Origin of the sequence: Pseudomonas sp. Pseusp3 (assembly GCF_047304225.1) — a bacterium.
In the GTDB taxonomy this organism is placed as follows: domain Bacteria; phylum Pseudomonadota; class Gammaproteobacteria; order Pseudomonadales; family Pseudomonadaceae; genus Aquipseudomonas; species Aquipseudomonas fluorescens_CD.
Genome location: NZ_JBGLYV010000004.1, coordinates 71,974 through 98,658 on the forward strand (window position 1 = coordinate 71,974; position 26,685 = coordinate 98,658).

Here is a 26,685-nt window from a genome sequence, read left to right on the forward strand (position 1 = left end):
GATGATCAGCGTATCTGGCGGCGTCTACTACGAACAATGCATGTGCCCCACGTGGCAGGAGCTGTTCGGCTCGGGCGGTCGAGCCGCTACAGCGATCGCGCGCCTGGGCGGGACTGTAAACCTTACGACCTACACGGACAGCACGGCAGAATCGATCCTTCGCATGAGAGCGGCGCTGGAGGGCTTCACCCTGGAGCCGCAGGCCATCGATCACAGCCTGCAGTTCCGCTACAGCCACGGACTGTCCAAACCGTCCATTCACCCAGCGCCCAAGCGCCAAACAAGTCTGCAGGTGACGGCCAGGAACGTCGTGCGCTTCGGCTTTCTGGAGGGTGATTGCATGGTCGACGCCCACAAGGCGGTTTACGACCCGCAGAGTTCCTGCTACCCAGCGCCCTTTCATGAGAACGGCTCCAGGGCTGAGCGGTTGGCACTCATCCTGAACAGGAGCGAGGCTGAAGCCCTGCATGGCAGCAGCGTGACGAACGCAGCTGACCTGGCACGCGCGCTATCCACATCCCAGCATGCCGAAATCGTCATCATCAAGATGGGCCCAGCCGGCGCGCTCCTCTTCCACGAAGATCGCACACACCACATCCCCTCTTTCGTGACCCCCCAGGTCTGGAAGGTGGGCTCAGGGGACGTGTTCGTCGCCACCTTTGCCTACTTCTGGCTTGAGGATGACCTGACGCCACTGGACGCGGCCCTGCATGCCTCACGGGCGACCGCCTATTACTGCGAATCTCAGGGCTTTGCCTCCAGGGCAGAGCTCAGCACTTACAACCCTGATGCGGCCAGCGTGCCGAAAAAGTCGAAGAGCGGCAAAGCGCCCCTGGTGTACCTGGCGGGCCCTTTCTTCTCGTTGTCACAGCTCTGGTTGATTGAAGAGGCGCGCGGCCAGCTACTGGAGATGGGCATGAACGTATTCTCTCCAGTGCACGATGTCGGCCATGGCTCGGCAGAGGATGTCGTGCACAAGGATCTCGACGCCATCCATGAGTGCGACCTGATGCTGGCCATCGGTGACGGTCTGGACGCAGGGACGATCTACGAGATCGGCTACGCACGAGCACTCAAGAAACCAGTCATCATGTACGTGGAAAATGAGTCCGAAGAAGATCAGAAAATGATGGTCGGTTCAGGCTGCATCATCACCGATGACTTCGTCACGGCCATTTACCAGACCGCCTGGAAGGCAGCAGAACTATGAAACGCGCTCTTCTCCTCTCAGGGGGTATGGACTCCCTCGCCGTCGCCTGGTGGCTACGTCCCGAAATCGGTATCACGCTCGATTACGGACAGCTGGCTGCAGAGGCGGAGATCTCCGCCTCCACCACCCTCTGCAAACAGCTCGGTATTGAGCACCACGTCATCTCGATCGATTGCCGTGCAGTCGGCTCCGGTGATATGGCCGGTGGCAAGGCGGACGCAAACGCACCGGCCAGTGATTGGTGGCCCTACCGCAACCAGATGCTCGTCACCCTGGCGGCCATGAAGGCAATCAGCCTGGGCGTGAACACGCTCTACCTGGGTACCGTGAAGTCCGATGGCTCGCACCGCGACGGCACGCCGGAGTTCATCGCCGCCATCAATCAGCTGATGGTCATCCAGGAAGGTGAGATGACCGTTGAGGCGCCTGCGATCGAGCTGAGCACCGCTGAGCTAGTAAGGACTGCCGGGGTGCCCTCCTCCATGCTGGCCTGGGCTCACAGCTGCCACAAATCCAACGTCCCATGTGGTAACTGCCGAGGCTGCTTCAAGTACTTTGAGGTTTGGCACGAGATCGAACATGGACTGGATCAATCTCAGTAGTCCCAAGGTTAGAGCGCAGCCAGGGCACTATCAGCCGTTCACCTGGCCGGATGGCACCTTCCACGCGCTGCCAGAGATAGAGGATGCCGACGACAAAGGCATCCTCAACCTCCTCGATCACAGGCGCACCCGGCGCACGTTCAATGCCTTGAGTGTTGATCAGCTGGGCCAGCTGCTGTGGCGCAGCACGCGTACGCAGGCCATTGCCGAATCGGACTACGGTTTTGACCTGGAGCTGCGGCCCACACCCTCAGCCGGTGCCATTCACCCCATCCATATCCTGGCCCACCTCCCCGGCACGCCAAACTGGCGCCGCTACGACAGTCGCCGGCACGGCCTTGTTGAGCTACCGGGATCAGTGGAAGCCTTCGCGGGATTGGCGGAGCAGTGCCAGCAAACCCTGCCCAGCGAGCAGGCGACGCGGTTGCTGTTGGTGGCCGAACCCGGGAAGACAGCTGCCAAGTATCAGCACGGCGAAAGCCTGATCTGGCGAGACGCCGGAGTACTCCTCGCGATCATGGCGGTGACCGCTGAAGCCCTGGACTACGCGTTCTGCCCGTTGGGAATTACAGGTGAGCCCTGGGCTGGCCAACTCGCCCCTTCAGGGGTACTCACGGGGGTAGGTGTTGCCCTGGTCGGTGGGCCGGCACCGAAGAGCTAGGCAGCCTTTAAACCAGCCTGGTTCAGCAGGCTGTGAACGACGGTGGGCGCGGACATCATCTGGTACCACATCAACGCATCGAGCTTGGATGGCCGAACCTCGATCGCTTTGCTCAGCGCAAGAAACTCCTCTTCCAGCTGCAGGTAGTGCCGTTCGACTGTAAGGCCCGGCGAGAAAAAGCCAGCCAATGCTCCGGCGCGCAAGATGTGGATATCCAGGATCGCGACATCATCGGCATCAAGCCAGTTGCGGGCAATCCAGGACGCGGTCTTGTAGCCGATGCCTGGCAGCTCCAGCAGCCAGTCTCGAAGGGCCCGTCCAGCATGAAGTGGAACATCCCCTAAGGCCAGGGCTGCGAGCGCCGAATGAAGGTAACGTGCCTTCTGTTTGGCAAAGCGGTAGCGTACTGAGCGGCTACCAATTTTCAATGGGGTGGTCAGCCATTCCTGAAGCAGCGCCACACTGGGCACTTCACCTTCGAAGGCACCGAGGTCTCTCAGGTGCGCGAACGCCGCCAGGCCGACGTTCGCAGGGATACCGTGACCACCCAGCAGGCACGCCCCGATCTCTTCCGCCAACGTGGCACCGAGCTTGTAGTTGAGCGGTTCGGGCTCCTGGTCGTTTGCCCAGACCTGATAGGCCCAGTACGCCGGAGTCGGGAACGCTTCGATCAAACCCCAGGAAACGCCAGGCAGCACTTCGCTCATGGCATCAGGGAAATCGCGGCTGTAGAGCTTGGAGTCTACGAACACAACACCGTTTTGCATCACCGGGCCTCCTGAACGGAGCCATAGGTCTGCGTGATCCAGCGCAGGAAATCGCTGCGCTCTACCGGATCCATTGCAGAAACACGGTCGCGGAGCCTGGATTGGCGCCGAGCAATGGTCTGCCGCTCGCGGAACGTGTCACCTAAGTAACGACTGTCGTGAAGCTCTTCTGGGGCAGCGTAGTTCATCCAGACGCATTCCTCCCTGACACCCGTGTGCGTCTTGGCCATAAACGTCACCTTCCTCCATCCTTGGAGCGCTTCTTTGTACAGGGCACTGTCGTAGCCGGAGATCATGACCTTGCACGGTACACTGCACAGCGTAGAAAGCAGCTGTTCATGCTGGGCCTGATCATATTCGAAACGGTAGATCTTGGCGCGACGACGCGTCTGCGTGACATACGGAGGATCAGAATAGATCAGCTCGCTACCGTCGTACGTGAAACTGCTCAGGTAGCTCGAAGCATCACCCTGGATGAGTTCAAGCCCCTCAACCTGGTGATCAGTCCAGGCGCCATGAACAGCAGGATCGACGTCCACGCCAATATTGCGAGCAGCAGGTTTCTTGTGACGCAGGACAGCGCCCGCGCCCAAGTGCGTCTCAATATAGGTCTGATGCGGAGGCATCAGGTTGATCAAGCGCTGGTAGCACTTGCCTTTCCCGCCTGGATATCTCATGCACACATCATCGTCGAAAGTGACGATGATGTCAATGAAGGCTACCGACGAGAGCACTCAGTGAGCGGCAACACCAGGGGTGTCATACGTTCATTTTTCTGCTGGATTGGCGCGTTCTAGTTCCAAACGGACGTAACTCGGCTCGCGTCGAGTCCATCCGCTGCATAGGTCTTCACCAATTGAAGGCTCTCAGCATCGTAAGTGATGCCGTCGACAAGGCAGGCTTCAGCTACGCGGGGGGATTAATATGCAGCCAGACGTAATGCATCCTCGTCCAACTGAATTGCCCCTAGTTTCATAGATGCCTTCAAGCCTCAAGGATGGTCTGCTCAGCCCCCGTGAGACCGTCCGCTTTTGGCCGTTCTCCGCCGGTCGTCACTATGGCGTTTGCTGGTCAAGTCGAATGCAAACGGTTGATCAGCACGAATGCAATTGACTGGTCAGTGACGATGCAAATGGGTGGTCAAGTCCATGCAATTACGCAGGCTCACATTAAAAACCGACAAACGACCACCCGGCTATGGAAAACCACCGGACTCCAAGGTCTTCTAGCACTACCGATTGGCGCAAGAGTCGCCTCCAAAATATGGTTGACCGCGAGTAGAACGAGCGCTAAACCAGAACCGTACCAGCGCTGTCCTCGACAGCACCCAGGTAGCCAGAACCTTTGAGGCTACGCCACATCGTGGTGGTTCACCCCAAGTGCGATTAGCGTCCGGCGGCTCGCACAGTCACAGCGATGTGATGGATGCCACTTCTTCCAGAATGCCCACTGCGGCAACTCATGCCCCCTCCTGGCTGCTCTGCAGCAACTTATCCGCTTGGCTATTTCTTGCGCCAACCTTTTGCCCGTCTCTTTGCCCCCTAAAGAGACGGGCGCATATCACACTGCTGCAGCCCTGCTCGCACGGGCCTTTGCGGCTTTCCCCCTCGTGACAATCGGCGTGACAAACACCGAATGCTCACTCGCCACAGCGATGCCGATGATGGTGCCGCAGCCCATGAAATGGACTGCACCTGACTGACAGTCAGGCATGCCCCAGTCATCGCATCACTGCCTTCACCCGACTCAGGATCTCGCGACACCGGTCTCGTCAGCCAGTGCAGCCTCCACCCGCCCACCGCTATCGGTGTTCAGGAGGCCAGATCATGAGATGCCCAAGCTCCCGGCCGTAAGGAGCCGTCAGTCCCGCGTTAGTGGACAAACCTCACAGGTCGCAGGGGCCTTGATCCCTGATAACACTCAACAACCGTGGCGGGATGAGTGAGGACGAAGTCGATAATCTCAGGAGAATTGCGATGCAACTGTGCGAAGCGTTCGAGCCACCACAACCGTTGCTGGAATATCAACAGGCGCCACTGTCCTACCCGGTCGAAGCACTGGGGGAATTGTTGGGCCCTGCGGTCGAACGACTGGCCGAGGTGATCGGCGTGCCCTGCGCCATGGCCGCGCAATCGGTGCTGGCCAGCGCTGCTCTGGTGAGCCAGGGTCATGCCAATGTCCAACTCGACGGCCGAACCTATCCGCTGTCCCTCTACCTACTGACGGTGGCGTCCTCGGGTGATCGCAAAAGCGCGGTGGACCATCTGGCACTGAAGGCCGCGCGTGACTGGGAACGACAGCAGTGGACCCTGTATGCGGAAAAGCTCAAAGCCTATCGCGCCGCTACCAGCATCATGGCCAAACCCAAAACCTCAAAGAAACACGCGGAGGCGGAGGCGGAGGCGGAGGCGGAGGACGGTGAGCTATCCGAGCCGGTACCGCCAAGACTGATCATTGCCGAACCCACCATTGAGGCTCTGGTCAAAAGCCTGTGCCATGGTTTGCCCAGCATGGGCTTGTTCAATGATGAAGGTGGCCAGTTCTTGGGCAGCAGCACCATGAGCAAAGAGAACCTGCTTAAGGCGATCACCACCTTGTCGACACTGTGGGATGGCAGCCCGATTGATCGGGCGCGCTCCATGGCCGGAGAAAGCCTGCGAGCCTATGACCGCCGCCTCAGCCTGCACCTGATGCTGCAACCCTACCTGGCCAACCAGCTGTTCAAAGACCCGGTGATCAATGGCCAAGGCATCCTCGGCCGTTGCCTGATCAGTTGGCCCGAGCGCCTGGTCGGCCGGCGGCTCTACAAAGCGATCGACCTGAGTCGGGATGCCAGAGTCCAGCGCTACCAACTACGGATCACCGTCCTGCTACAACAGCCCTGGTCGCTTCACCGGGATGGCTCACTCAATCCCGCCACCCTGGAGCTGACTGCCCATGCCCGCCGGGCCTGGATTGATATTCACGACACCATCGAGTGTCAGTCTGGTGAGTTTGGCGAGCTGGCCGGCGTCCAGCCTGTCGCGGGCAAGGCCGCGGCAAATGTGCTGCGTATCGCGGGTGTGCTGGCCATGGTTGAAGAGGCCAGTCAGCTGGACGAAGCACACATCCAGCGCGCCTCCACGTTGATGGATTACTACCTGGCCGAGATCCAGCGCCTGACCGAACAGGAACCGGTCAATAGCCGATGCGAAGAGGCGGATCGGCTGCTGCGCTGGCTGGTGCAGAAAGGCTGGACCCACTTCACCATTCGCGACGTCAATCGCAACGGCCCTCGTTTTGCCCGCAAAAGTGCTGACCATACCGCCTCTTTATTGGTCGTGCTGATCACTCATCGCTGGCTGAGCAGCCGCGATGGAACGACCTTCGAGGTACGCCATGTTCCGCCTCAATGACGCGGTGCGCCGCTACCAAGCGCAACATCGACCACAGCCAGAATCGCGGAGTGTCGCCGCCTCTGTCGCCATCCTGTCGCCACGCGCCAGGCCAGAAACGACGCGGGTTGTCGCCACTGTCGCCGCTGTCGCCACACCACCATTTGAGCCTGCCAACCTCGCCCTGCTGATCGAGCAACTGCGCGAAGAAGGGGCACTGCTGCAACACCAGGAGAACGCCCTCCTGATCCGCCCGACACACTGGCAGCAAGTGGACAGGATCAGCCCCCACTGGAAAGCCCTGCTTCGCTTTCTGCAAACAAACGAAAACGGTGATGACGATGGCACTGGTCGGTCGGCGTGAGGGTCGCAACTTTGGCTATGGCCGTCAGCTGAGCTACGCCGGTCCACAAGCGCTCAAGGATCTGTTTGCCGGCGGCCACTTCGCCACGGTCAAAGCGCATAGCGATCGCTGGCAAGCGTTCGTGCGTTGGTGTCGGTCAGAGGACGGCCCTGGTTACAACGATGCGCGCCAGATCGATCGACGGACGCTGCAAGACTACGCCGCGTATCTGCGCCAGCAGATCCAGCAAGGTGAACTCGGCATCGCTACCGCGCAGAACCGCCTGAGCAGCATTAACCGCACCCTCGCCGCGCTGCGCGGTGATCAGGACGTAAGGATCGCCAGTCCGAGCCGGGCGTTAGGACTGCGGCGCTCGAGCGTACGCACCCGCGCGCCGGATGGCCAAGACCGCCAACAGGTGCGGCGAGTGTTTGAGGTGCTTGGCGAAGGGCAACACGAGCGGGTGGCGGCGATTGTCCTGTTGGCCCGAGCAACCGGCATGCGCCTACGCGAAGCAATCCTGGCTGACCTGCCACGACTGCAACGCGAAGCCGAACACTTAGGTCGCATCAACATCCAGGACGGCACCAAAGGCGGTCGCTCAGGGGCTTCCGCGCCGCGATGGATCGTGGCCAATGAAGAGGTGAAAGCGGCGCTGCAGTTGGCTCGTCATGCGTCGCCGCCCCGTAGCCGCAACTTACTGGCCCGAGACGAAAGCTACACCGCGTTCCTGCAACAGACCGTGCTTCCCGCCCGCGAAATGCTGCATGAACAAGGACTGAAGGGCTTTCATGAGCTGCGAGCAGCCTACGCCTGCGAGCGTTACGAGCAGCTCACGGGCCACGCCGCACCGGTCAATGGTGGCCACTGCTATCGCATTGACCCCGACCTTGATCAACAGGCGCGCCAACAGATCAGCGTTGAACTCGGGCATAACCGGATCGATGTGATGTCGGCCTACATTGGAGGTAGAGCGTGACCAGGCCCTTCGATATGGCGTTGTTCCTGAGCGGCGTCCTGACTGGCTCGACGGCCACGCAGCAACGCCACCTACGCCAAGCCCGAATTATGCAAGCGGCCATTCAGCAGCGATGGCAGCGAGACAATCCCTGGACCTGGCAGCTCAAGCATGTGCGCTGGTTTCTCACTCAGCACCTGAAAGACCATTCTGACGCCACCCGGTATTACTATCGGCTCACCGCCCTATTGGTCTGGAAGCGATTGGGAATGACCGAGAAATGCTGATCTAACGCTCGAGTCATGGGTAGGAAGGGGTAGATATCGTCTCTGTATACAAGATCAACATCGACATCGACTAACCTAGAGAGCTGATGCCAGTTATAGTCTCATCTATACAATTTATTTTGAACGGGCCTATCAAATGCTTTCTGATGAGATCAAAAACGCTCAACGGCACGTCCGGACGGACGCGTATCAGATGTCGGTTGGTGAGATCGTCAGCATGTACGACGAACGCGAGATCATCATCGATCCTGAATTTCAGCGCCTATTCCGATGGGGTATCGGCCAAAAGTCAAAGCTGATTGAGTCGCTACTGCTTGGAATCCCTTTGCCCTCCATTTTCGTATTTGAGACGGAAGATGGGAGCTGGGAACTGATTGATGGCTTGCAGCGCGTTTCGACCATCCTCGAATTTATGGGGCGCCTGCGTGATCCAGACGGGGACATTAACCCACCATCAGTCCTTGAGGCGACCAAGTATTTACCCTCGCTTCACAACGCAGTATGGGAGACGTCAGAACTCACTGATGTTCCGGTACAAGAGCAGAAGCCTATCGATAGGACGCAACAGCTCGCCATCCGTAGGGGGCGGCTCGGAGTTGAAATCCTGAAGCGCCCTAGCGACGACCAGACCAAGTACGATCTGTTCCAGCGGCTCAATGCTGGGGGTACCCAGGCGAATGCTCAGGAGCTTCGGAACTGCATCATGCTGATGATCAGCAAAGACTACTTCCGCGCTGTGAAAAACTCCGCCGAGCAGGATACCTTCAAGCGCGTGGTATCGATCAGCGAAGAGCAGTCCGAGAGACAGCGGCATATGGAGATGGCTGTACGTTTTCTAGTCCATGCGCAGGTGCCGTATGATGGCCGGCTTGACGTCGAGGAATACATTGACGAAGGCATCGTAACTCTGGCTCAAGCCGGAAACCACGCGACTGCAGCCGACTTAATAAACCGGACTTTCCAGCTCCTTGATGAAGTCGCAGGAAACAACGCCCTTCGGCGCTTTCAAAATGGTGTTTATGCTGGAAAGGTGGGGCTAGTCGGCTTAGAGGCGATTGCCGTTGGCGTGGCCAAAAACCTTCACGCGATCCTCGCATTAGGCCCTGATCCAGCAAGAGCCTTCGTTAAGGAGAGAATGGAGAGTTTCTGGGCGCAACCGCAGGTTGCAGCCTTCTCTTCTTCTGGGCTGCGCGGCACAATCCGCATCCAACGCACTGTACCATTCGGCGAGGAATGGTTCCGTCCATGAGCAAGCCCTATACGGAAGCCGACTTCTCCGCGCAAATTATTGAAGACCGCAACTGGCGCATCAAAGAAATATCGGACCTCAAAGCGGCGATCAGGCGTGGCGACGAGGGCTTGCGGAGGGTTCTGCTCAGAGCATTAGTTGCCATCTGCTACGCTCATTGGGAAGGCTACATCAGGTTCTCGGCAAAGAAGTACCTAGAGCATATCGCGCTGAGGCGATTTCAGTATGGGGATCTCAACAGGCAATTTTTTCGGAACTACTTTCTGCCGCGATTGGCAGCCCTCTCTACGACGAAAGCCAATATCGCAGACCGCTGTGACCTTGTTGATGAAATTCTGAACTCTGCGGACGTACGTTTCAGCCGCGTGAACGACGACCTAATCAACACGAAAGCCAACCTGAACTTTGAAGTCTTAACCGATATTTGCCTCGTGTGCGGCGTGCCCGCAGAGATTTTTGCTGAAAAATCCACGTTCATAGACGTTGTGCTCCTAAAGCGCCGCAATGCCATTGCTCATGGTGAAAATACTTTGGTGGAACTCAATGATTTGGACGAGATAACTAATGACACCATCGGGTTGATGCGCGCTTTCGGCGATGCATTGGAAAACCACGTTGTTCTGCAAACCTACAAAGCGGTTTAAGTATTTTCGTCTGATCGTTAGATTGCGTTTGCCGAGAATCTCCAAGAAACCCTAGATGGGATAGACGCTCGAACAGCACTCGGTTCGGGGGTATTGCGGTCATGGTGCGTACAGAAAATCCATTTACGGCGATTGGCGAGCAGGGGTGATTCGCCCATTTCCATAGATGAGAGGTTGGCTCTTATTGGAGCAAGTGGTTAAGTCATGACCGTTTTTGGCCGGTTTCTGCCTGTCGCCACCGGCAGCTATATGCAGCTCACTGCCAACATGGTTACGAAGCGTGCTAGTCAGATCGGATGCAAACGGGTGGTCAAGTGGAGTGCAGTATTCCAATTGGTATTCCAACCAAAAATAAAAACAGATATTAATGTTATAAATCAATATCTTACTGAATGGATTCAAATTACCCCGGCCCACCAATTGAGACACCAACGAAGCCCGCCCTGTGCGGGCTTTGTTGTTTCTGGCTGTATCGCAAACCCTGCAACCGTATGAAGCAGGCCTCACGCTAACGATCAGTACTTGATGTCCCGGGCTGTGCGACGGGTATCCTGCTTGGTACTGCGCTTGTCCTGGCGACATTCTACGTTGCTCTTGTCATTGCCCCTTCTACAGTCATCCTTGGTTTGCCGGGCAGCGGAGCGCCCTTCCTGCCTGGTATCGCGGGCCTCACGCCGTTGTTGACCCTGCTCGGTCGCGGACGCAGGTAGCGTCACCCACTGCACGCCAGCGGCGATGAGCAGCATTGCCAAGGCTTTCAAGTAGCGCTTGCGAATCATGATTTGTCTCCAATTCCATACCGCTCAATCGCTTCGTTCACTCACCGAAGAGCCCAGCGAAAACGTGCATTACATCGTACGCTCACAACTCACCAAACCACGTTGTGGTACGTAAAATCCGACGATAGGGTCGCATCAGCAGTCGCGCAATGGTTGTTATGTGCATGATTGCAATATGGGCAACGCTAACGACCAGGCTTTGCATCTAGCCTGTCCGCGAAGAAGCCTGCGAAACCCTCCAGAATATGCTGCATCCAAAGTCGCCAATCTCACGGCCATCGCCCCGGGAAGCCCATGCACCAAGCCCTCCTGATCATCGACGTTCAACCCGGCTTCGCCCCGCCGCAGTGGCTGGTCGACGGTATCCAGGCACTCATCGGAACCTTGCCCAGTGCCGCCACGGTCGAGCGTCATGATGAGTCCATCACCCCCTTTGAAAAACAGCTCGGCTGGCACCCCGCGCCGGACGATGACAGCCTGATCCCCGCCGACCGCATTTTCATCAAGCACGGCTACGCGCCCACAGCGCAAACCATCGACTACCTGAAAAGCCTGAACGTCGAGCGCGTGCTGGTCTGCGGCCTGCAGACCGAAACCTGCTGCCTGGCGGCGGGGTTTGCGTTGTTTGATGCGGGTTTACAGCCGACGTTGATTACGGATTTGACGGTAGGGTCATCGCTGGACCGGAGCGGCGGGTTAGGGGTCAGGCTTTGGGAACATCATTTCAAGCACACGGTGAGATCGAGTGACCTGTGATCGGTGCAACAACTTCACCGCGTCCTAGGACATTTCCCGCAAAACGCATCGCCTTTCATGAACTGGCGGGCGCTTCTTCTCGACGATAACCTTTACCGATCGCTGCAAATCAGCGATCAGTTTTGACAGACTGAAAACCGGGGCAGCTCCTATGAATTGACCAGGATCTCCATAATGAAAAAACACAGCCCCATCCCACAAGACTCTACATCTGATCCAACTACCAAAACACCCGACTTATCCAACCTCTCCAACACCACCGAACCCGCCATCAGCGCCCGCCTCCGCAACCCCAATCACCTCGACCCCATCAGCCACGTCTTCACCCTCCGCCCCAACATCGACACGCCGTCCCTGCTCACCCACGCCAGCGAAACCCTCGCCTCGCTCAACGTCATGAGCACCGACCTTGCCTGTGATCTTGAAAGTTCGCGTCGCAACATCGCCCTGGCAATCCAGCAGTTGGCCGTGCTGGCGCAATTGCTGGTGAATCGGGCGCTGGACAACGTCGCGCCACTTGATGAAGTGGAGGTTTGAGATGAATCGATACATGCCGATGAGCGGCATCGACTGCACCATCGCGTCGCTGCTGATCGACACCGAAGCGCCGCTGGATGTGCTGCATGAAACAGCCGCCTATCGCATTCGAACCGCGACGCAATTGCTGGAGAGTCTCGCGACTGACGAGGGTGTTTACAGCGAACTGGCGCGGGTGCTGGTCACGTCCCTGCGCGATGGATGCGATTTGCTGGATGTGGTTGGGCGGCGATTGCAGATGCAGGTTTGATCCTTGAAAAATGGACGGTCTCATAGAGGTCGTCCAACTCCAGAGCCGCGATTTCAAGCACGCAGCCGCTTAACCCCAACCCCCACCAATATCCCCAACACAATCGAAACCAACGGCACCGTCCCCACCCAGGTCAGCGTCGGAAACACCAATAGAATCTGCGAGTCATTGCCACCCAACATCATCGATGCGCCGGTCCCCATCAACACGCCCGCGAGCAGGTGCCTGCCCGCGGTCATCCCTGCGAACCGCTGATAGTTGAACGTGCGGCGATGCAACGTGTAACAGAGCATGCCAAGCATCAGCATGGCGAACACCGCCACACGCTGGGTAGTCAATGAGGTGTCGCCCGGGCCCCGGAATATTTGCGAGAGATCGTAGAAGAACACACTGGGCGTCCACAGCGGTTCGAAGGTGTAGAGGGCACTGGTCAGTGCGCCCAGCAGCAGGCTCGACAGCACCAGGTGTTTGTCGCCGTGAATCCGGATCAGGAACAGCAGAATCAGCAGCACGATGCCGATGGCCAGCCAGTAATGACGGCCAGTGATCATCGGCATTTGCAGCGCCCGCTGTTCGGTCAGCATGTTCAGGTGATGCCACAGCACGATCCCCAGTACCCAGCCGAGAATGGTGAAGGCCTTGTTTAGATTGCCGCTGGCGAGTTTGGTGAGAGTACCGACGCTGCATCCGTCGTTGAGCACCGAGGCAAGACCGAACAGCACTCCGCCACCGACCAGTGCCAGATAGCCAACCTCAGGGATGAACAGCGGCTGACTGACGCCAGACAAGGCATAGACCGGCGCGAGCAACAGACCGAACAATCCGCAACTGATCAGCGACACGAACAGGGTCGGTCGGCGTTTGAGCAGCAGCCCCATGGCATTGACAAGGCACATGCCCATGCGCTGAGACACCCAGCCGATAAGGAACGCCAGCAGCAGTGAAACTGGCAATGAAAACACGGGCCTCCTTGTTTCCGGGTGGTGGCATCGAGTCGATGCCTGACAGACAGATTAGTCGCTGGGCAAACACTTCGGATGAACCCGCAAAGCCCTTCTACACTCAATTCGCAAACGCCCTACACCCCTGTCGAATAGGCCCTCATGACCACCCTCACCGACCGCTTGAAGCAAGGCAAGGATGCGCGCAAGAAGTGCTCGCGCGGTTCGCAAGCATCCCTGGGCAATGTCGCCCGCGACCCGATACCGCTGATCAAGGCATCGAGTGAAGGACGCGTCAGATCGCTGGTGGAGTTGCGCTACGGGCGCATGCTGGTGTCACCGTTCACCTTCTATCGCGGCAATGCGTTGCTGCAGGCCCACGATCTGGCGGGCACTTCGAACATGGGGCTGGTTTCGCCGATCTGCGGCGATAGCCACCTGATGAATTTCGGCGGGTTCGCAACGCCTGAACGCAACCTGCTGTTCAGCGTCAACGACTTCGACGAAGCCCATCCCGGGCCGTGGGAGTGGGACTTGAAACGTCTGGTGGCGAGTTTCCTGGTGGCGGCTCGCGATCTGCGGCATGGCGAGTCGGTTGAAGACACGGTTTGCCATGAGGTCGTAGGCGCCTATCAGAAAACCATGCTCGAATGCGCCGAACAAAGTTCGCTGGAAACCTGGTACGAATCCATCAGCTATGACGACCTGCTGGCGCAGGCCAACAAGAGCACCCTGGAACATGTGCAGCGCGCCATCGAAAAAGCCGAACGTCGTACCCATGCCGAATTGCTGCCAAAAATCAGCGAACGCGACGCCCATGGTCGTCTGATCATTCGCGATGACCTGCCGGAAATTTTCCACCTGCACAAGAACACCACGCTGCTGGATGCCGATGATGACTGGTTGCGCCTATCGGACTGGCGTCCGCTCTACGACACCTTCATGCGCGACTATCGCGGCACCCTGCAAGCGGACCGCCGTGATCTGGTGTCGCGTTTTCACGCTCAGGACATGGCGTTCAAAGTGGTAGGCGTCGGCAGTGTCGGCACCCGGTGCCTGGTGGCACTGCTGACCGACGATCAGGAGTTTCCGTTGTTCCTGCAATTCAAGGAGGCGCGGCGCTCGGTGCTTGCCGGCTACGTGAAGGCCAAGTCGCGGGTGCGGCATGAAGGGCAGCGGGTGGTCGACGGTCAGCGGCTGATGCAATCGGCCAGCGACTTGTTCCTCGGCTGGACCACCGGCCCCAGCGGGCGGCATTTTTATGTGCGGCAATTGCGCGACATGAAAATCTCCGCCGAACTCGAGACCTTCGATGGCGAAGCTTTCGCGGCCTATGGCCGACTCTGCGGCCGGGCCCTGGCTCGCGCCCATGCCAAGTCTTCCGGGCACGCGGCAGTGATCAGCGGCTACATCGGCAAGAGCGACGCACTGGCCGACGCGCTCTACAAATATGCCCGGGGATATACCGAGCAGAACGAGCGCGATTTCGAGCAGTTCCAGCAAGCCTGCCGCAAGGGTCGTTTGCGTGCACGGTCGGAAGCCGACTTTGCCGCGGATCATTTGCCGTAGCTGTGTCGCAGGCTCTGGTATGGGGCTTTGACCGAAATGAATTTTTCTTCACCCCACGCTTGCGTTCCTGCCTGTACATTGCCCTCGCTCATTCAAGAAACTACGGTTTGCCCGCCCTCCCGCGGGCTTTTTTTTGCCTGGGATTTTGTCTGACGGCCACCAGTGGTTTTATCCAGCCGACACCGCCCATCACTGTGCCGCTTGCGCGCCATTCCCTTGCGATTGCTCGGGCAGCAAACAGCCTTTGGCCATCCACTGGCAGTCTCTGGTCCAGCGATAACCGGATTCCAGATCGCCTCGGTCGTTGTAATACCCCAGCCTGAGTTGAGTGGCACTCAGGTCGAGTTTGGCAAAACCAGCCCGCGAGTCAGTAAAGGTGCTATTCGGCGTTGGCGTTGGCAGGACATCCAGCTTCTGGCCACCCGCCCCGGAAATCACCCACGCGGGTTCACCAGCACGCAACAGCAATTGCTGGTTGTGATCATGACCCGACAAAAGCAGATCGACGTGGTTGCGTTGCAACACTGGCAACAGCCGTGTGACCAGGTCCGACTCCTCGCCATGCTCACCTTGATTGCGCACCGGGTGATGGGACGCGGCTATTCGCCATACCGGAGCCGGTCCGGGCGCCTGGAACGCCTGATCGATCAAGTCGATTTGCTGCTGCAGAGTTTCACGTGGCGCCGAAGTGTCGAGGAACACCATCCGCACCAATGGCTGCCCGTCGACGTCACCGAAATCCTTGATGTAGAAATTCGCCGGCATCTGCCAGCGACCCGACCCCCGGTGCTGTTGGCCGTACTCGATCTCGTATTTTTGCGACACCGGGTAATCGTGGTTACCCAGCACTGCGTAAAACGGCACATGGCTGAGCCAGTGCCCCCAATAGACACGCTCGAATCGGGTTCCCCAACGATAATCGTGAGTACCGGTCAAGGGCTTGCCGTAGAAGTTGTCGCCGAGGAAAACCACCATGTCCAGGCGCCCCTCCCGGGCCGCGACGCGCTCCATGGCTTGCCCCACTCGCCATTGTTGCAAGTCACCGCTGCCTTGATCGCCCACGGCGATCAACGACACTGCCGCGGGGTCCAGGCCGCTCAGCGGAACATAGGGTGACGGCGGCACGAACAGCCAGTAACCACCTGCGATCAGCAGGAGAGCGAAGACAATGCCTGAGCCAGACAGGACCTTTCGGAGCACCGGACGTTTGGCAAAAATCGAGGGGGAATTTGTGCGATTCAATCAGGGACTCACCGGGCATCGAATGCCAGACTGGCTGGCGAAATGAAGGTCGACCTTCACCCCTAATAGATCACAGCAGTTGTTCATGCTTTGTTAAGAAAGCGTTCCGTATACTTTTTCCAGCCCTTTTTTTCGGCCTTCCTTTTCCGGTAGCCAGAAGTCATGTCGCGCCCTGTCCCACTGCTGTTTGCACTGTGTTGCCTGCTGTTTTTCTTCGCCCTTGGCAACCACCAATTACAAGGCTCCACCGAAGCGCGGGTCGCCGGAATCGCCATGGAAATGCACCTGGATAATGACTGGGTGACGCCGCGACTTTTCAGCGAACCCTTTCTGGAAAAACCACCCCTGAGCCTGTGGCTCGGCGCCGGGGCAATTCGTGCATTTGGCGGTACACCGTGGGCCGTTCGCCTGACGTCTGCATTCGCCGGGCTGTTCAGTGTGATGCTGCTGTACGCCATGCTGCGCCGGCTCGGCCGGCCCGTCAGTGTCGCGTGGACGGCGGCGATTCTGCTGGCGACCATGGCCAGTTACTGGAGCAACGTGCGCGGTGTCGGTGAAGATGCGTTGCTCGCCCTCGGGGTGAGCGCAGCGTTGCTGGCGTTCTTTGCGGGGCAACGACAAACAGGCATCGGCAACGGATTGCTATTTGTGGCGGGGATCGCCATCGCGACCCTGAGCAAGGGCGTGCTGGGCCTGGCCATGCCGGGTGTGGTGATCTTCACGTATCTGCTGGTCACCAGCCTGATGGACAAGCGCCTGAACGTCGCTGGTTGGCTGCGACCAGGCCTGCTGACGCTGCTGGGGCTGGTACCGCTGGTGATCTGGCTCGCGATGCTGTACCAGCGCGACGGTGCCCATGCCGTGACCGAGGTGCTGTTGACCAACAGTGTCGGTCGCTTCAGTGGTTCCTTCGTCGAAGCGGGGCATCACGAGCCGTACTATTACTACCTGGTCAAACTGCCCCAGGCCTTCCTGCCCTGGAATATCCTGGTGTATCTGGGCCTGTGGCATTTTCGTAAAAGCCTGGTGGCTAACCGGTACTTGCTGTTCTTCGCCCTGTGGTTGCTGGCGCAATTTGTGATGCTGACGCTGGCGTCGAGCAAACGTACGGTGTACCTGATGTCGCTGACGCCCGCAGCAGCGGTGATCGCTGCCGAATATGCACGCGTGCTGCTCGAACGCCTGAAGTCCCGTGAAGGTTCCCCGACCTGGACCGGTCGCGTGGCCGGGTATCGTAACGGTCTGGCGGTTGGCACCCTGGCCGTGGTCATTTGCGGTTACTTCGCCGCAGCACAATGGGCGATGCCTCATGCCGACCGGACATTGTCCTTCCTGCCGCTGACCGAGCAGATCCAGTCGATGCAGGCCAATGGGCAACAGGTTGCCCTGTACCAGGCCACTGAACGATTGGGCGGCGCCAGCGTGTTCTATACCCGCAGCGTGCTCAAAGGTCTCGATACCGAGTCGCAGTTGCATGATTTTCTCGGTGCGTCGCCTGAAAATGTCGCGGTGCTCTCCGGCGACACTGAGCCTGCCGCACCGTTGAAGGTGCTCAAGACAATGATGGTGGGGCGTCAGGCCTACTACTTCGTTGCGCAGTGAGGCACCCGTTCCTGCTGGATCTTTGCTGCGCCCAACCCATGACCCGCTGACATTTCCTCAGCCAATAAAAAACCCGCAGCCCTTTCGGTTTGCGGGTTTCGCTGTTCAAAGCGGACTCAATTCACTGGCTGAGTCTGGGCAGCCGGTACTGCTTGCTGCGCTTTGGAAAGCACCGGCTGTTCCAGCCTCGCTCGCCCGTAAAATGCCAGCGCCGTCAGCAAACACGCCAGCCACACAAAGATCCCGGCCCATAGGGTGTGGGACATGTAGTGCCAGCCTTGCAGCACCCGCGTCGTGCCGTAGATGAAACCGAGGGTCAGCGAGCCGTACATGATCGCCTTGGAATAGCGCCAGCGATAACGGCGAGCCACGAAGTACAACGCCAGCATGGTGAAACCACCCGATGCATGTCCGCCCGGCCAGCAGCGACCGTCACCGGCGACTTTCAGCAGGTCGAAATTTTCATACCACTCAACGTGCTCCATTTTGCCGCCGTACAGGGTGGTCTCGATCGGGCAGTACACGCTGGTGTGGCCCTTGAGGTAGTGAATGACCCCGGTGCTGATGGAAAACGCGAACACCACATAGAGAAAGTCCCGACGGTGCCGGGTGGCAAAGCGCAGCACCGGTGCGACTTTGATTTTTTCCAGGAAAGCGATGATTTTCGAGTGCTTTTCCGCCTTCAGGCGTGGCCAGAGAAACGACAGCAAGGCACCGATAATCGCAATTTCACCGGTCCAGTTCGGAATGATCCGCGCCCATTTATGGGTAATTTTTTCGAACAGATGGGATTGGTCCAACGGGTACGTCTGCGTCACCGGATCAAAAAAGTAATTGTTGAAGGCAATGTCGATTTTGGTCATGTCGAACATCAGGAACACCGCGACCGCGCAGGCCAGCGGAATACCGAAATTCACCCAGTAAAAGCGGTAGCGAGAAGCGGTCTGCATTGTGAATCCTGATTCAAAAAGAGGAGGGGAAAACTCAATGAGTGTTCACCGAGCTCCAGTCAGAGGCATCGATGAAACCAAGCATGCGCGGAGTTTGCGGGGTTTCGGCGGAAATAAACAGCGAAGCGCCATAACCCAGCGTCGTAGGCGGTAACTTCAGGTCTTTTTCCAGTTGTTCCATGCACTCGCTGTGAGTCACCAGAACCAGGTTACGCCCGGCCACTTTGTGCGCAAGCGCGTCGCGCAGCATGGTGCCCTTGCAACTGATCAGCCAGTCTTCCCCCGTGCCAACCTTGTTGAACATGAAGTTGGCGGTCTGTGCCGTGCGCAGGATCGGGCTGTTGTAGATATCGGCCTTGTCCAGGCCAAGGTGTCTGAACTGTGCCCCGAGGCTCTCGGCAACGCTGCGAGCGCGCGCGGTAATGCCATCGTTGCCAACCAGGCAAGGCGCCGAGGAGTGATCGCAGCGCTCGACATGGCGCACCAGTACGATCACATCGCCCTTGGCCCATCCCGTCATCAAAGCCTGTGCACCGGCCACATTGCCGTGGGCCAGGTCGGGCGCGGTGGCGGGACGCAGCAAAAACACGATCAACGGGACCACCAGCAGCGCCGAGGCCAACACCACCGCAGCGTTGCGATAACGGGCGAAGCGGTTCAGATCGATCGAGCGTTTTATCCCGAAAAGACTCAGTCTTAATTCCACATCAAGCCGCCTCGCCGGCACGGACCACCTCATTAGATCCGCAAAGGTTAAGGAAACGTGCGTTGTCGGCGGGTGAAAGACATGTGAAAAAAAGCTTAAAACGCTGCAAAAACCTTGTTACAGAATCCGCCACACAAAAACCTTTCAGCTCCCGGGATTGCTGCCGATACATCTTGCTTACACAGCTTGGCGGCCCCCAAAAAAAACAATCTTCCAGCCAACCGACGAAATAGAAGCACTACGTTCCTGGAGGAATTTGATGAATAGCTGGTTCGGCAACATCAGCGTGAACCTGAAACTGGGCCTGGGATTTGGCCTGGTCCTGGCACTGACCTGCGTCCTCGCCCTGACCGGCTGGACCAGCCTGGGCGGGCTGATCGACCGCAGCAACTGGATGAGCGACATCACCCAGCTCAACGCCGGCCTGACCAAGCTGCGCGTGGTTCGCCTGCAATACATGCTGACCAACGGCGACGAAACCGCCGCACAGAGCGTGCAGACCACCCTCGACGCCTTCTCGGCCCAGCAACAGGCCCTGCTGGCGAAGTTCAAGAGCCCGGAAAACCTCAAGCTGCTCCGAGAGCAGGGTGCCGTCATCGACGCCTACAAGGTGTCCCTCGGCAAAATGCGCAACGCTTATCGCGCCGGCAACAGCGCCCGCGACGCCATGGGTGCCAACGCCGAAACCGCCAACACGCTGATCAATGGCATCACTACCCGCGTTCAGCAAATGCCGCTGAGCGACCAGCGCTTTGAACAGTTCCAGGCCATTACTGCTGCCAGGGAAGCGTTTCTGCTGGCCCGCTACGAAGTGCGCGGCTATACCGCCAGTACCAATGCCGAGACCGAGCAAAAGGCAGTCGGCCAACTGGATGCCGCCATCGCCAGCCTGAAACCGCTGAACGCGCATTTCGCCGACTCCCAGCAAGACGCCCTGCGTCAGCTGGAGGCTGCGCTGGGTAACTACCGCAGCGCCTTGCAGGCCTACAAGGCCGCCAGCAATGACGCGGTGCAAGCACGCCAGGAAATGACCGACCAGGGCGCCGCCATCGTCTCCCTGAGCGATCAGCTGTATCAGATCCAGCTCGACCGTCGTGACGCCGAAAGCGCCCGGGCGCGCACCTTGCAGCTGGTCAGCACGTTGCTGGCGTTGCTGGTGGGCGTCATTGCCGCCGTGGTCATCACTCGCCAGATCACCCGTCCATTGCGCGACACCCTGGCGGTGGTCGACCGCATCGCCAGCGGTGACCTGACCCAGAACGTGCTGGTCACCCGTCGCGACGAACTCGGCGTGTTGCAGCAAGGCATCGCACGCATGGGCGTGACCCTGCGCGACTTGATCAGCGGCATCCGCGACGGCGTCACCCAGATCGCCAGCGCCGCCGAAGAGCTGTCGGCCGTGACCGAGCAGACCAGCGCCGGGGTCAACAGTCAGAAAGTCGAGACCGATCAGGTCGCGACCGCCATGCACGAGATGACCGCCACCGTGCAGGAAGTCGCGCGCAACGCCGAAGAAGCCTCGCAAGCCGCTGCGGCGGCGGACGGTGAAGCCCGTGAAGGCGACAAGGTGGTCAACGAAGCCATCGCCCAGATCGAGCGCCTGGCCAGCGAAGTGGTGCGTTCCACCGAAGCCATGAGTGTGCTGCAGCAGGAAAGCGACAAGATCGGCAGCGTCATGGACGTGATCAAGGCCGTGGCCGAGCAGACCAACCTGCTGGCGCTCAACGCAGCCATCGAAGCGGCCCGCGCCGGGGAAGCCGGTCGTGGTTTTGCGGTGGTGGCCGACGAGGTCCGCGGCCTGGCCCAGCGCACGCAGAAGTCCACCGAGGAAATCGAAGGCCTGGTGGCCGGCCTGCAAAACGGCACGCAACAAGTATCGGCCGTGATGAACAACAGCCGCACCCTCACCGACAGCAGCGTGGCCCTGACCCGCAAGGCCGGCGAGTCACTGGAGAACATCACCCGCACGGTGTCCAATATCCAGTCGATGAACCAGCAGATCGCCGCCGCTGCCGAACAGCAAAGCGCCGTGGCCGAAGAGATCAGCCGCAGCATCATCAATGTGCGCGATGTGTCCGAGCAGACTGCTGCGGCGAGCGATGAAACCGCCAAGTCCAGCGTTGAGCTGGCGCGGCTGGGTGGTCAATTGCAGCAGATGGTGAGCCACTTCCGCGTCTGACCTTCAGCGCTCGCTGAATCGACCATCCAATCGCGAACAGGCTCGTCCTGTAGGAGCGAGCTTGCTCGCGATGGTGGTCAACGATAACGCGTGCATTCTGAATGATCGCGGCGCTGGCAGGTACTTCGCGAGCGAGCTCGCTCCTACAGGACCGGTTTTCCGCGATCGTGGTCTGACTGACTACAACTTTCCAAGGCTTACGCCCTCACCGCGTACCACGCTGTCGCAATGCCGACGGCATGAAGTACGCGTCTTCCGGCACCGGCTGGGCGAAGTCCACTGTGGCCGGCTCTTCGTTGTCCAGGTTCTGCACGTAGTAACGACGCGCCTGCAAGTCATGGAAGACATCCAGCGCACTCCAGGTGGTGGGCAGGTCGTAGAAGTTTTTCAGGTAGGCCATCGACACCCGCCACAACTCCCCTCGCCCGTCATATTGATCCACCAGTGCGGCGCCCCAACTGTCCTCGTCCAGAAACAGCACACGCTTGGAATAGATATGCCGTGCGCCCGGCTTGAGCGTGCCTTCGACCACCCAGACCCGATGTAGCTCATAACGGGTGAACTGCGGGTTGAGGTGGCCCGGTGTGAGCAACTGCGCGTACTTCACCTCAGGGCTACCGACTTTGTAATTGTTATAGGGAATGTAGACCTCTTGCTTGCCCTTGAGCTTCCAGTCGTAGCGGTCTGGCGAGCCATTGAACAGGTCGGTATCGTCCGCCGTGCGCAGGCCGTCGGATGAGGCGATCGGGGTGTCATACGCGAGGTTCGGCGCCCGGCGCACGCGGCGTTGGCCCGCGTCGTAGACCCAGGCCTGGCGCGGGTCCTTGAGCTGGTCCAGGGTCTCGTGAACCAACGCCGCACCGCCAGCCAGCCGGGCCGGGCTCTTCACGAACGCCAGGTAGTAAAACAGGATGTTTTTCAGGTCGGCAAACTGCCCGCCCTGGCGGTAATAGTTGAAGAGCCCCTCCTGCTGCGAGGTCACCAGCGCAAAGCTGCCGTTGCGTTGTACCGGCGCTTCGGAGGCACGTCGGACCACATAGATGCCGCGATAACGGGTGATGTGGTTCCACAGCACCTCGATCCCGTCCTTGGGCACCGGGAACGGCACACCGCCATAGGCATCGGCAAAACCGGTCCCGCCATCGAGCAGCTTGGCCGAGGTCGCGTTTTTCAGGGTGTTGTCATACAGCCACTGCGGCGCCGAACCCGAGCGGCGAGAGGGATAGACCGGCATCTGGAAGGTGTCGGGGTAGCTGTTGAACAGTGCGATCTGACCCGGGCTGAGGTGGGCCTTGTACTGTTCAAGGTTGGCCTTGGTGATGGTGAACAGTGGCTTGTCCGCCGCATAGGGGTCCAGGTGATGCTGGCCCGGCTTGTAGCCCGCCGGCGCCTGGGTGATGCCGCCGGTCCAGGCCGGAATGGTCCCGGCCGCGTTACCGGCACGTTCGGCCCCCAGCGGCGTCAGCGTGGTTTTCAATTGCTCGGCTTGCTGGGGCGTGACTGCGGCCAGCGCACTGCCGGCGGCCAGGCTCAGGAGCAGCGCCAGCGTGGTCTTGGTCAATCGTGAAGTGTGAAACATGATCGTTCTCCGAAATAAAGGCCGCAGGTCTGCAAACACACAGCAGATCCCCTGTGGGAGCGGGCTTGCTCGCGAAGAGGGCGGCACATCCAGCACAGATGTCGCCTGATACACCGCTTTCGCGAGCAAGCCCGCTCCCACACAGGGTTTGCGTGTAGCAATCAAAGGAAGTACTTGAGGTTGAAGCCAACGTTGTCGCGGTCACGCAGGCCGTTGTCCTGCCCACCGCCATAGAACTCGGTGTATTGCAGCTCGGCCTCCAGCTTGTTCTGGTAGTTGGCCTTGATCCCCAGGGTGTAGGCCTTGCGGCCCTCGATGATGTTGCCCGCCTGATAGCTGTTGCCCTCGAAGTCATCCTTGTAGACGACATAAGGCGAGACGTTGACCCCGGCATACACGTCGTTCCAGGTGCCATTGAGCATCGCGGTGTAGCTGTAGGAATTGCGGTTGACCTGGTCGTCGCGCTCGCCGCCGGACACATAGGAAAAGTTACCGGTGCCAGCGAAGTAGCGGGTGCTGCCATCAAAAGCGGTGTATTGCAGGCTGCTGCCGCGCAAGTGCTCGGACGCCAGCTCGAATACGCCGAACATCGAGTCGAACGACAGGCTCGGACCGAAGTTGTAAATGGTGCCGACGGAGGTGTTGAACGCCTCCACCCGCTGGGCGTTATTGATCTGACTGGCGAGCGTGACCTGCTGCCCGCCAATGTTGATGGTCTGGCCGGCCGCCGCTGCGGCAGCGCCGTGGGCCAGGTCGCCGATCAGGTCGTTGGTGGCGGCGACCCCGATGGGCAGGTTCGGTCGATAAGCCACTTCACCGAACACCGACGCCTGGCCCAGGGTGGTGTTGAAACTGAAGCCGTACATGCGGATGTCTTCGGCGTAGCGCCGATGCGCCTGAATGTTGCCCAGCACATCCACGGTCGCCAGGCCGTTGGCCAGTTGCCCCGCCTGACTGCCGGCGACACCGGCCAACAGGTTGGTCAGGGCATTCATGTCGATGCCCTTGTACCCTCCCAGATCGGCTGAAATGGTCGGTTCCTTGGCGTGGTAGTTGACCATGTACAAGCCGAATTCGGTGCTGTTGAGCGCTTCTGCGATGTAGCGAAAAGCGAAACCGAACTGGCCGTCGTTGCGCGCGTTGAAATCCTTGCCGACCGAGGCCACCTTGACGGTGTTGCCAAAGGCAGGGGTAACCCCGCTGGCGTACAGGCCGGTAGTCCTCAGGGCCTGGTTGAGTACCGGGTTGTTGCCCAGTGCACCGTACAGATCGATCACGTTGCCGAACCCCGGCACCGGGGTGTCCAGCGCGGTACCGGTAAAGTTGTTGTAGGCGGTGTTGCCACCGTCGGCGAACAGGTCCGTCTGCGAGTAGAACGTGCCGACCGGGTCGATGCGGGTTTCCTTCCAGTTGGTCTGGTAGAAGCTTTCCATGGTCAGGGAATCGGTCAGGCCGATGTTGAAGCTCAGTGCTTCCACCGGTACCAGCACTTCCTTGACTTCGGCCCCGGGTAGACGGTACTTGGCCGCATCCACTGGGTTGGTGGTGTTGATCCCGCCACGGTAGAAAATCCCCTCGCCCCAGTTGAACACCTGGCGCCCTATACGTGCCGTGAGCGGCATCTGCGCTACATCCCAGTTGCCGTAGAGGTAGGCGTCGAGCATCTCCACCCGGCTGCCGGCGATATCGCGGGTCTGGTCAGTGAAGTGGTCGTCCTGCGGGAAACTCTGACTGGGTTGCGACGGTTTGTTGTTGCGCAAGTAATCGTTGCGCTTGTCCATCAGTTGGGTGTCATAGAACGCGGTGCCGCGCACGAACATCCCGTAGTTCTGATAGTTGGCCTCGAGTTCCGAGGTGATCTTGTACACCTCGGAAACCAGCCCGGTGTCGAAGTTGCGATTGCCGTCGTTGGTGTTGACGTCATCGTTGGTCTTGTCCCGGCCCTGGACCCGCCACAAGCGGCCGTAGGACAAGGTACTGTCGAATGAACCGGTGATCTGGTTGTCCAGCACGCTGAACTCCTTGGCCTGCACGCCGTCGACCGCGCACAGTTGCAGCAGCCCTGCCAGGCCGACACCAGGAAGCGCCGCGCCAGACAGGCGAAATCGAATCTTCATGATCTGTTCCCCTTCCCCTGGTTTTATTGTTTTTGTGTTCTGGCAATGTGGCTGCGATGGCTAGGGTGCCAACCCCGCAGTGACATAAACCCGGCTGTGCGCACCGAAATGCCCCAGCAGTTTGAACAACTGCCGGTTGAGTGCCGGATGGTCGAAATCTTCGCGCTGCAGCTGATTACCGTTGCTGAAATCGCTGGTGATCGGTGCCGAGTCCAGCCACTGACCGATGGCTTCATCGAACGCCGCGGACTCGTCAACGGACTCGGCACTCACCACTTCGCGCAGGTAGTCCACCGAGTACGGCGGGTAATGGCCGTCCCGGGCAGAATCGGCATAAGCGTCGAGCATCGGATGGGGCTGGCCGGCACGCAGCAAACGACGCAGCCAGGTCGACTGATACTTCTCCACTTCCATGTGCCGGGTCGCAACGCGTTCGATGGACGCCTGCTTGTCGGCAGCGAAACCGGCCAGTGCCTTGCCTTCCAACAGAAGAAGACTGGCAAGGTCGACGCCGGGCAATGGCTTGGCGTGATAAGGCTGGGTCAGGTCCTGAATGTGGTGCAGGCCCCAGCCGAGAAAGCGATAACCCCAATAAGGATGACCGGTGGCAAAGGCCAGTCGCGCCAAGCCCATGTACTGGTAGGCGCGCCAGTCAGGCCAGCTGCGTTCGAGAAACCCGGCAGCGGCGTACACCACCGGGCTTTCATGGAAGAAGCCCATATGGAACGGCGCCTGGGAGCTGTACTGAAACCGTGCGTCACCAAAGGGCTGCGGGCCGAAGCCGTACAGCGCGCCAACTTCACCGGGGTTGTCGCTGAACAGGTTGATGTCGTGGCCGTAATCAGGCTCATCGGCGGCGCTGGCCAACACGGCCAGGGGTGCGACTTTTTCGTTGTCAGTCACGCGAATGAAGCGCTGGCGATTCCATGGCGAGAGGGTCTGCTCGACCATGACCTGCTCGGCGATTAGGTGTTCACGCTCAGGCAGATCCTGGCCGGGCAGCGGTTGAATGACCATCGCCAGATGAATCTGCGGATTGATCCGCAGCGCGGTGAGGAAGTCGTGGCGCAGATTGTCCCCAGGTACGTCTGGCAATCGCAGATTGTCGGGGCGTGACGGGTACTGGGCGAAGTGTTCGCGGGCGAAGCGTTCCTGCTCGTCGAGTAACGCGCTCACGGCTTGATATTGCTGCGCGAGAAACCGCTCCAGTGGCTCGACTTCGACAGTTGGCGCATCACGCAACGCCGGCAGGTCCTGCAACGCCAGGTAGCTGCCCACCGTATGGTTGGACCAGCCCCAGGCCGTCGGGGCCGTTGCACAAAGCAGCAACAGGAGGAATGTCAGCTTCATTGCTTTTGGTTCTTATTGGATGTGCCGTGGGGG

At 59.3% G+C, this 26,685-nt stretch carries 26 protein-coding genes and 1 pseudogene; 17 read left to right on the forward strand and 10 right to left on the reverse strand.

Annotation, left to right across the window (positions count from 1 at the left end):
• Position 1: 1 nt before the first annotated feature.
• Genes ACCD00_RS02620 through ACCD00_RS02630 form a run of 3 tightly spaced genes read left to right on the forward strand, consistent with a single transcriptional unit; the run spans position 2 to position 2,473 of the window.
• Positions 2 to 1,210, forward strand: a complete 1,209-nt coding sequence (locus ACCD00_RS02620) for a PfkB family carbohydrate kinase (protein ID WP_413421644.1) — start codon at positions 2 to 4, stop codon at positions 1,208 to 1,210.
• On the forward strand, positions 1,207 to 1,812 hold the full coding sequence (locus ACCD00_RS02625) for a 7-cyano-7-deazaguanine synthase (RefSeq protein ID WP_124304550.1): 606 nt from the start codon (positions 1,207 to 1,209) through the stop codon (positions 1,810 to 1,812). Before ACCD00_RS02620 ends, ACCD00_RS02625 begins: the two co-directional genes overlap by 4 nt.
• Complete coding sequence (locus ACCD00_RS02630) at positions 1,790 to 2,473, forward strand: hypothetical protein (protein ID WP_413421646.1); 684 nt, start codon at positions 1,790 to 1,792, stop codon at positions 2,471 to 2,473. Before ACCD00_RS02625 ends, ACCD00_RS02630 begins: the two co-directional genes overlap by 23 nt.
• Here the strand turns inward: ACCD00_RS02630 and ACCD00_RS02635 are convergent.
• The gene (locus ACCD00_RS02635; protein ID WP_124304548.1) at positions 2,470 to 3,240 is read right to left on the reverse strand and encodes an 8-oxoguanine DNA glycosylase; all 771 of its coding nucleotides are present in this window, start codon (positions 3,238 to 3,240) and stop codon (positions 2,470 to 2,472) included. The two genes, ACCD00_RS02630 and ACCD00_RS02635, sit on opposite strands and share 4 nt — an antisense overlap.
• Positions 3,240 to 3,878 (reverse strand): DNA adenine methylase, encoded by a 639-nt coding sequence (locus ACCD00_RS02640; protein ID WP_413421648.1) that lies wholly within the window; start codon positions 3,876 to 3,878, stop codon positions 3,240 to 3,242. Before ACCD00_RS02640 ends, ACCD00_RS02635 begins: the two co-directional genes overlap by 1 nt.
• Positions 3,879 to 5,216: 1,338 nt before the next feature.
• On the opposite strand from ACCD00_RS02640, the gene ACCD00_RS02645 reads away from it, so the two are divergent.
• From ACCD00_RS02645 to ACCD00_RS02675, 7 genes are all read left to right on the forward strand, one after another.
• Positions 5,217 to 6,635: a YfjI family protein gene (locus ACCD00_RS02645; RefSeq protein ID WP_413421650.1), complete on the forward strand. Its 1,419-nt coding sequence runs from the start codon at positions 5,217 to 5,219 to the stop codon at positions 6,633 to 6,635.
• Complete coding sequence (locus ACCD00_RS02650; RefSeq protein WP_413421652.1) at positions 6,619 to 6,978, forward strand: hypothetical protein; 360 nt, start codon at positions 6,619 to 6,621, stop codon at positions 6,976 to 6,978. Before ACCD00_RS02645 ends, ACCD00_RS02650 begins: the two co-directional genes overlap by 17 nt.
• Positions 6,956 to 7,936 (forward strand): integrase domain-containing protein, encoded by a 981-nt coding sequence (locus ACCD00_RS02655; protein ID WP_413421739.1) that lies wholly within the window; start codon positions 6,956 to 6,958, stop codon positions 7,934 to 7,936. Before ACCD00_RS02650 ends, ACCD00_RS02655 begins: the two co-directional genes overlap by 23 nt.
• A complete protein-coding gene (locus ACCD00_RS02660) occupies positions 7,933 to 8,202 on the forward strand; it encodes a hypothetical protein (RefSeq protein WP_413421654.1) in 270 nt (89 codons plus the stop codon). The genes ACCD00_RS02655 and ACCD00_RS02660 overlap by 4 nt, the downstream gene beginning before the upstream one ends.
• 136 nt (positions 8,203 to 8,338) lie before the next feature.
• The gene (locus ACCD00_RS02665; RefSeq protein ID WP_413421656.1) at positions 8,339 to 9,451 is read left to right on the forward strand and encodes a DUF262 domain-containing protein; all 1,113 of its coding nucleotides are present in this window, start codon (positions 8,339 to 8,341) and stop codon (positions 9,449 to 9,451) included.
• Positions 9,448 to 10,095, forward strand: a complete 648-nt coding sequence (locus ACCD00_RS02670) for an MAE_28990/MAE_18760 family HEPN-like nuclease (RefSeq protein WP_413421658.1) — start codon at positions 9,448 to 9,450, stop codon at positions 10,093 to 10,095. The genes ACCD00_RS02665 and ACCD00_RS02670 overlap by 4 nt, the downstream gene beginning before the upstream one ends.
• A 204-nt stretch (positions 10,096 to 10,299) precedes the next feature.
• A complete protein-coding gene (locus ACCD00_RS02675; protein ID WP_413421660.1) occupies positions 10,300 to 10,590 on the forward strand; it encodes a hypothetical protein in 291 nt (96 codons plus the stop codon).
• 20 nt (positions 10,591 to 10,610) lie between these two features.
• On the opposite strand, the gene ACCD00_RS02680 is transcribed toward ACCD00_RS02675, so the two are convergent.
• Positions 10,611 to 10,874 (reverse strand): hypothetical protein, encoded by a 264-nt coding sequence (locus ACCD00_RS02680; RefSeq protein WP_413421662.1) that lies wholly within the window; start codon positions 10,872 to 10,874, stop codon positions 10,611 to 10,613.
• Between the two features lie 294 nt (positions 10,875 to 11,168).
• Between ACCD00_RS02680 and ACCD00_RS02685 the strand changes: the two genes are divergently transcribed.
• From ACCD00_RS02685 to ACCD00_RS02695, 3 genes are all read left to right on the forward strand, one after another.
• The gene (locus tag ACCD00_RS02685; RefSeq protein ID WP_413421664.1) at positions 11,169 to 11,630 is read left to right on the forward strand and encodes a cysteine hydrolase family protein; all 462 of its coding nucleotides are present in this window, start codon (positions 11,169 to 11,171) and stop codon (positions 11,628 to 11,630) included.
• A gap of 174 nt (positions 11,631 to 11,804) precedes the next feature.
• Complete coding sequence (locus ACCD00_RS02690; protein ID WP_413421666.1) at positions 11,805 to 12,167, forward strand: DUF6124 family protein; 363 nt, start codon at positions 11,805 to 11,807, stop codon at positions 12,165 to 12,167.
• Position 12,168: 1 nt separating this feature from the next.
• Complete coding sequence (locus ACCD00_RS02695) at positions 12,169 to 12,417, forward strand: hypothetical protein (RefSeq protein WP_413421668.1); 249 nt, start codon at positions 12,169 to 12,171, stop codon at positions 12,415 to 12,417.
• 53 nt (positions 12,418 to 12,470) lie between these two features.
• On the opposite strand, the gene ACCD00_RS02700 is transcribed toward ACCD00_RS02695, so the two are convergent.
• Positions 12,471 to 13,379, reverse strand: coding sequence for a YeeE/YedE thiosulfate transporter family protein (locus tag ACCD00_RS02700; RefSeq protein ID WP_413421670.1), 909 nt, complete (start codon positions 13,377 to 13,379; stop codon positions 12,471 to 12,473).
• Positions 13,380 to 13,520: 141 nt separating this feature from the next.
• Between ACCD00_RS02700 and ACCD00_RS02705 the strand changes: the two genes are divergently transcribed.
• Positions 13,521 to 14,927 carry a DUF2252 domain-containing protein gene (locus tag ACCD00_RS02705; RefSeq protein WP_413421672.1) on the forward strand — a complete coding sequence of 469 codons (1,407 nt, stop codon included), beginning with the start codon at positions 13,521 to 13,523 and terminating at the stop codon, positions 14,925 to 14,927.
• A gap of 189 nt (positions 14,928 to 15,116) precedes the next feature.
• On the opposite strand, the gene ACCD00_RS02710 is transcribed toward ACCD00_RS02705, so the two are convergent.
• Positions 15,117 to 16,169, reverse strand: a complete 1,053-nt coding sequence (locus ACCD00_RS02710) for a metallophosphoesterase (RefSeq protein ID WP_413421674.1) — start codon at positions 16,167 to 16,169, stop codon at positions 15,117 to 15,119.
• Positions 16,170 to 16,331: 162 nt separating this feature from the next.
• Between ACCD00_RS02710 and ACCD00_RS02715 the strand changes: the two genes are divergently transcribed.
• On the forward strand, positions 16,332 to 17,771 hold the full coding sequence (locus ACCD00_RS02715; RefSeq protein ID WP_413421676.1) for an ArnT family glycosyltransferase: 1,440 nt from the start codon (positions 16,332 to 16,334) through the stop codon (positions 17,769 to 17,771).
• 116 nt (positions 17,772 to 17,887) lie between these two features.
• On the opposite strand, the gene ACCD00_RS02720 is transcribed toward ACCD00_RS02715, so the two are convergent.
• Entirely contained in the window at positions 17,888 to 18,721 is an 834-nt protein-coding gene (locus ACCD00_RS02720; RefSeq protein WP_413421678.1) for a phosphatase PAP2 family protein, read from the reverse strand.
• 34 nt (positions 18,722 to 18,755) lie between these two features.
• Complete coding sequence (locus ACCD00_RS02725; protein WP_413421680.1) at positions 18,756 to 19,427, reverse strand: histidine phosphatase family protein; 672 nt, start codon at positions 19,425 to 19,427, stop codon at positions 18,756 to 18,758.
• Between the two features lie 394 nt (positions 19,428 to 19,821).
• Here ACCD00_RS02725 and ACCD00_RS02730 point away from each other — a divergent pair.
• Together ACCD00_RS02730 and ACCD00_RS02735 are read left to right on the forward strand one after the other, a co-directional pair.
• A pseudogene (locus tag ACCD00_RS02730) lies at positions 19,822 to 20,700 on the forward strand (methyl-accepting chemotaxis protein); the annotation flags it as partial.
• 201 nt (positions 20,701 to 20,901) lie between these two features.
• Positions 20,902 to 21,606: a methyl-accepting chemotaxis protein gene (locus ACCD00_RS02735; RefSeq protein WP_413421741.1), complete on the forward strand. Its 705-nt coding sequence runs from the start codon at positions 20,902 to 20,904 to the stop codon at positions 21,604 to 21,606.
• 205 nt (positions 21,607 to 21,811) lie between these two features.
• On the opposite strand, the gene ACCD00_RS02740 is transcribed toward ACCD00_RS02735, so the two are convergent.
• The 3 genes from ACCD00_RS02740 to ACCD00_RS02750 form a co-directional block, all read right to left on the reverse strand.
• Positions 21,812 to 23,185, reverse strand: coding sequence for a DUF1329 domain-containing protein (locus tag ACCD00_RS02740; RefSeq protein ID WP_413421682.1), 1,374 nt, complete (start codon positions 23,183 to 23,185; stop codon positions 21,812 to 21,814).
• Between the two features lie 161 nt (positions 23,186 to 23,346).
• Positions 23,347 to 25,302: a DUF1302 domain-containing protein gene (locus tag ACCD00_RS02745; protein WP_413421684.1), complete on the reverse strand. Its 1,956-nt coding sequence runs from the start codon at positions 25,300 to 25,302 to the stop codon at positions 23,347 to 23,349.
• A 60-nt stretch (positions 25,303 to 25,362) separates the two neighbouring features.
• Complete coding sequence (locus ACCD00_RS02750) at positions 25,363 to 26,652, reverse strand: phospholipase (protein WP_413421686.1); 1,290 nt, start codon at positions 26,650 to 26,652, stop codon at positions 25,363 to 25,365.
• Between the last annotated feature and the right edge of the window lie 33 nt (positions 26,653 to 26,685).

What these genes read in the sequence shown, in the direction of transcription:
- ACCD00_RS02685 (WP_413421664.1), top strand. Translation starts at nt 11,169, where the DNA reads ATGCACCAAGCCCTCCTGATCATCGACGTTCAACCCGGCTTCGCCCCG.
- ACCD00_RS02670 (WP_413421658.1), top strand. Translation starts at nt 9,448, where the DNA reads ATGAGCAAGCCCTATACGGAAGCCGACTTCTCCGCGCAAATTATTGAA.
- ACCD00_RS02655 (WP_413421739.1), top strand. Translation starts at nt 6,956, where the DNA reads ATGGCACTGGTCGGTCGGCGTGAGGGTCGCAACTTTGGCTATGGCCGT.
- ACCD00_RS02630 (WP_413421646.1), top strand. Translation starts at nt 1,790, where the DNA reads ATGGACTGGATCAATCTCAGTAGTCCCAAGGTTAGAGCGCAGCCAGGG.
- ACCD00_RS02675 (WP_413421660.1), top strand. Translation starts at nt 10,300, where the DNA reads ATGACCGTTTTTGGCCGGTTTCTGCCTGTCGCCACCGGCAGCTATATG.
- ACCD00_RS02680 (WP_413421662.1), bottom strand. Translation starts at nt 10,874, where the DNA reads ATGATTCGCAAGCGCTACTTGAAAGCCTTGGCAATGCTGCTCATCGCC.
- ACCD00_RS02635 (WP_124304548.1), bottom strand. Translation starts at nt 3,240, where the DNA reads ATGCAAAACGGTGTTGTGTTCGTAGACTCCAAGCTCTACAGCCGCGAT.
- ACCD00_RS02735 (WP_413421741.1), top strand. Translation starts at nt 20,902, where the DNA reads ATGACCGCCACCGTGCAGGAAGTCGCGCGCAACGCCGAAGAAGCCTCG.
- ACCD00_RS02740 (WP_413421682.1), bottom strand. Translation starts at nt 23,185, where the DNA reads ATGTTTCACACTTCACGATTGACCAAGACCACGCTGGCGCTGCTCCTG.
- ACCD00_RS02665 (WP_413421656.1), top strand. Translation starts at nt 8,339, where the DNA reads ATGCTTTCTGATGAGATCAAAAACGCTCAACGGCACGTCCGGACGGAC.
- ACCD00_RS02715 (WP_413421676.1), top strand. Translation starts at nt 16,332, where the DNA reads ATGTCGCGCCCTGTCCCACTGCTGTTTGCACTGTGTTGCCTGCTGTTT.
- ACCD00_RS02695 (WP_413421668.1), top strand. Translation starts at nt 12,169, where the DNA reads ATGAATCGATACATGCCGATGAGCGGCATCGACTGCACCATCGCGTCG.
- ACCD00_RS02750 (WP_413421686.1), bottom strand. Translation starts at nt 26,652, where the DNA reads ATGAAGCTGACATTCCTCCTGTTGCTGCTTTGTGCAACGGCCCCGACG.
- ACCD00_RS02720 (WP_413421678.1), bottom strand. Translation starts at nt 18,721, where the DNA reads ATGCAGACCGCTTCTCGCTACCGCTTTTACTGGGTGAATTTCGGTATT.
- ACCD00_RS02625 (WP_124304550.1), top strand. Translation starts at nt 1,207, where the DNA reads ATGAAACGCGCTCTTCTCCTCTCAGGGGGTATGGACTCCCTCGCCGTC.
- ACCD00_RS02705 (WP_413421672.1), top strand. Translation starts at nt 13,521, where the DNA reads ATGACCACCCTCACCGACCGCTTGAAGCAAGGCAAGGATGCGCGCAAG.
- ACCD00_RS02620 (WP_413421644.1), top strand. Translation starts at nt 2, where the DNA reads ATGATCAGCGTATCTGGCGGCGTCTACTACGAACAATGCATGTGCCCC.
- ACCD00_RS02745 (WP_413421684.1), bottom strand. Translation starts at nt 25,302, where the DNA reads ATGAAGATTCGATTTCGCCTGTCTGGCGCGGCGCTTCCTGGTGTCGGC.
- ACCD00_RS02690 (WP_413421666.1), top strand. Translation starts at nt 11,805, where the DNA reads ATGAAAAAACACAGCCCCATCCCACAAGACTCTACATCTGATCCAACT.
- ACCD00_RS02645 (WP_413421650.1), top strand. Translation starts at nt 5,217, where the DNA reads ATGCAACTGTGCGAAGCGTTCGAGCCACCACAACCGTTGCTGGAATAT.
- ACCD00_RS02650 (WP_413421652.1), top strand. Translation starts at nt 6,619, where the DNA reads ATGTTCCGCCTCAATGACGCGGTGCGCCGCTACCAAGCGCAACATCGA.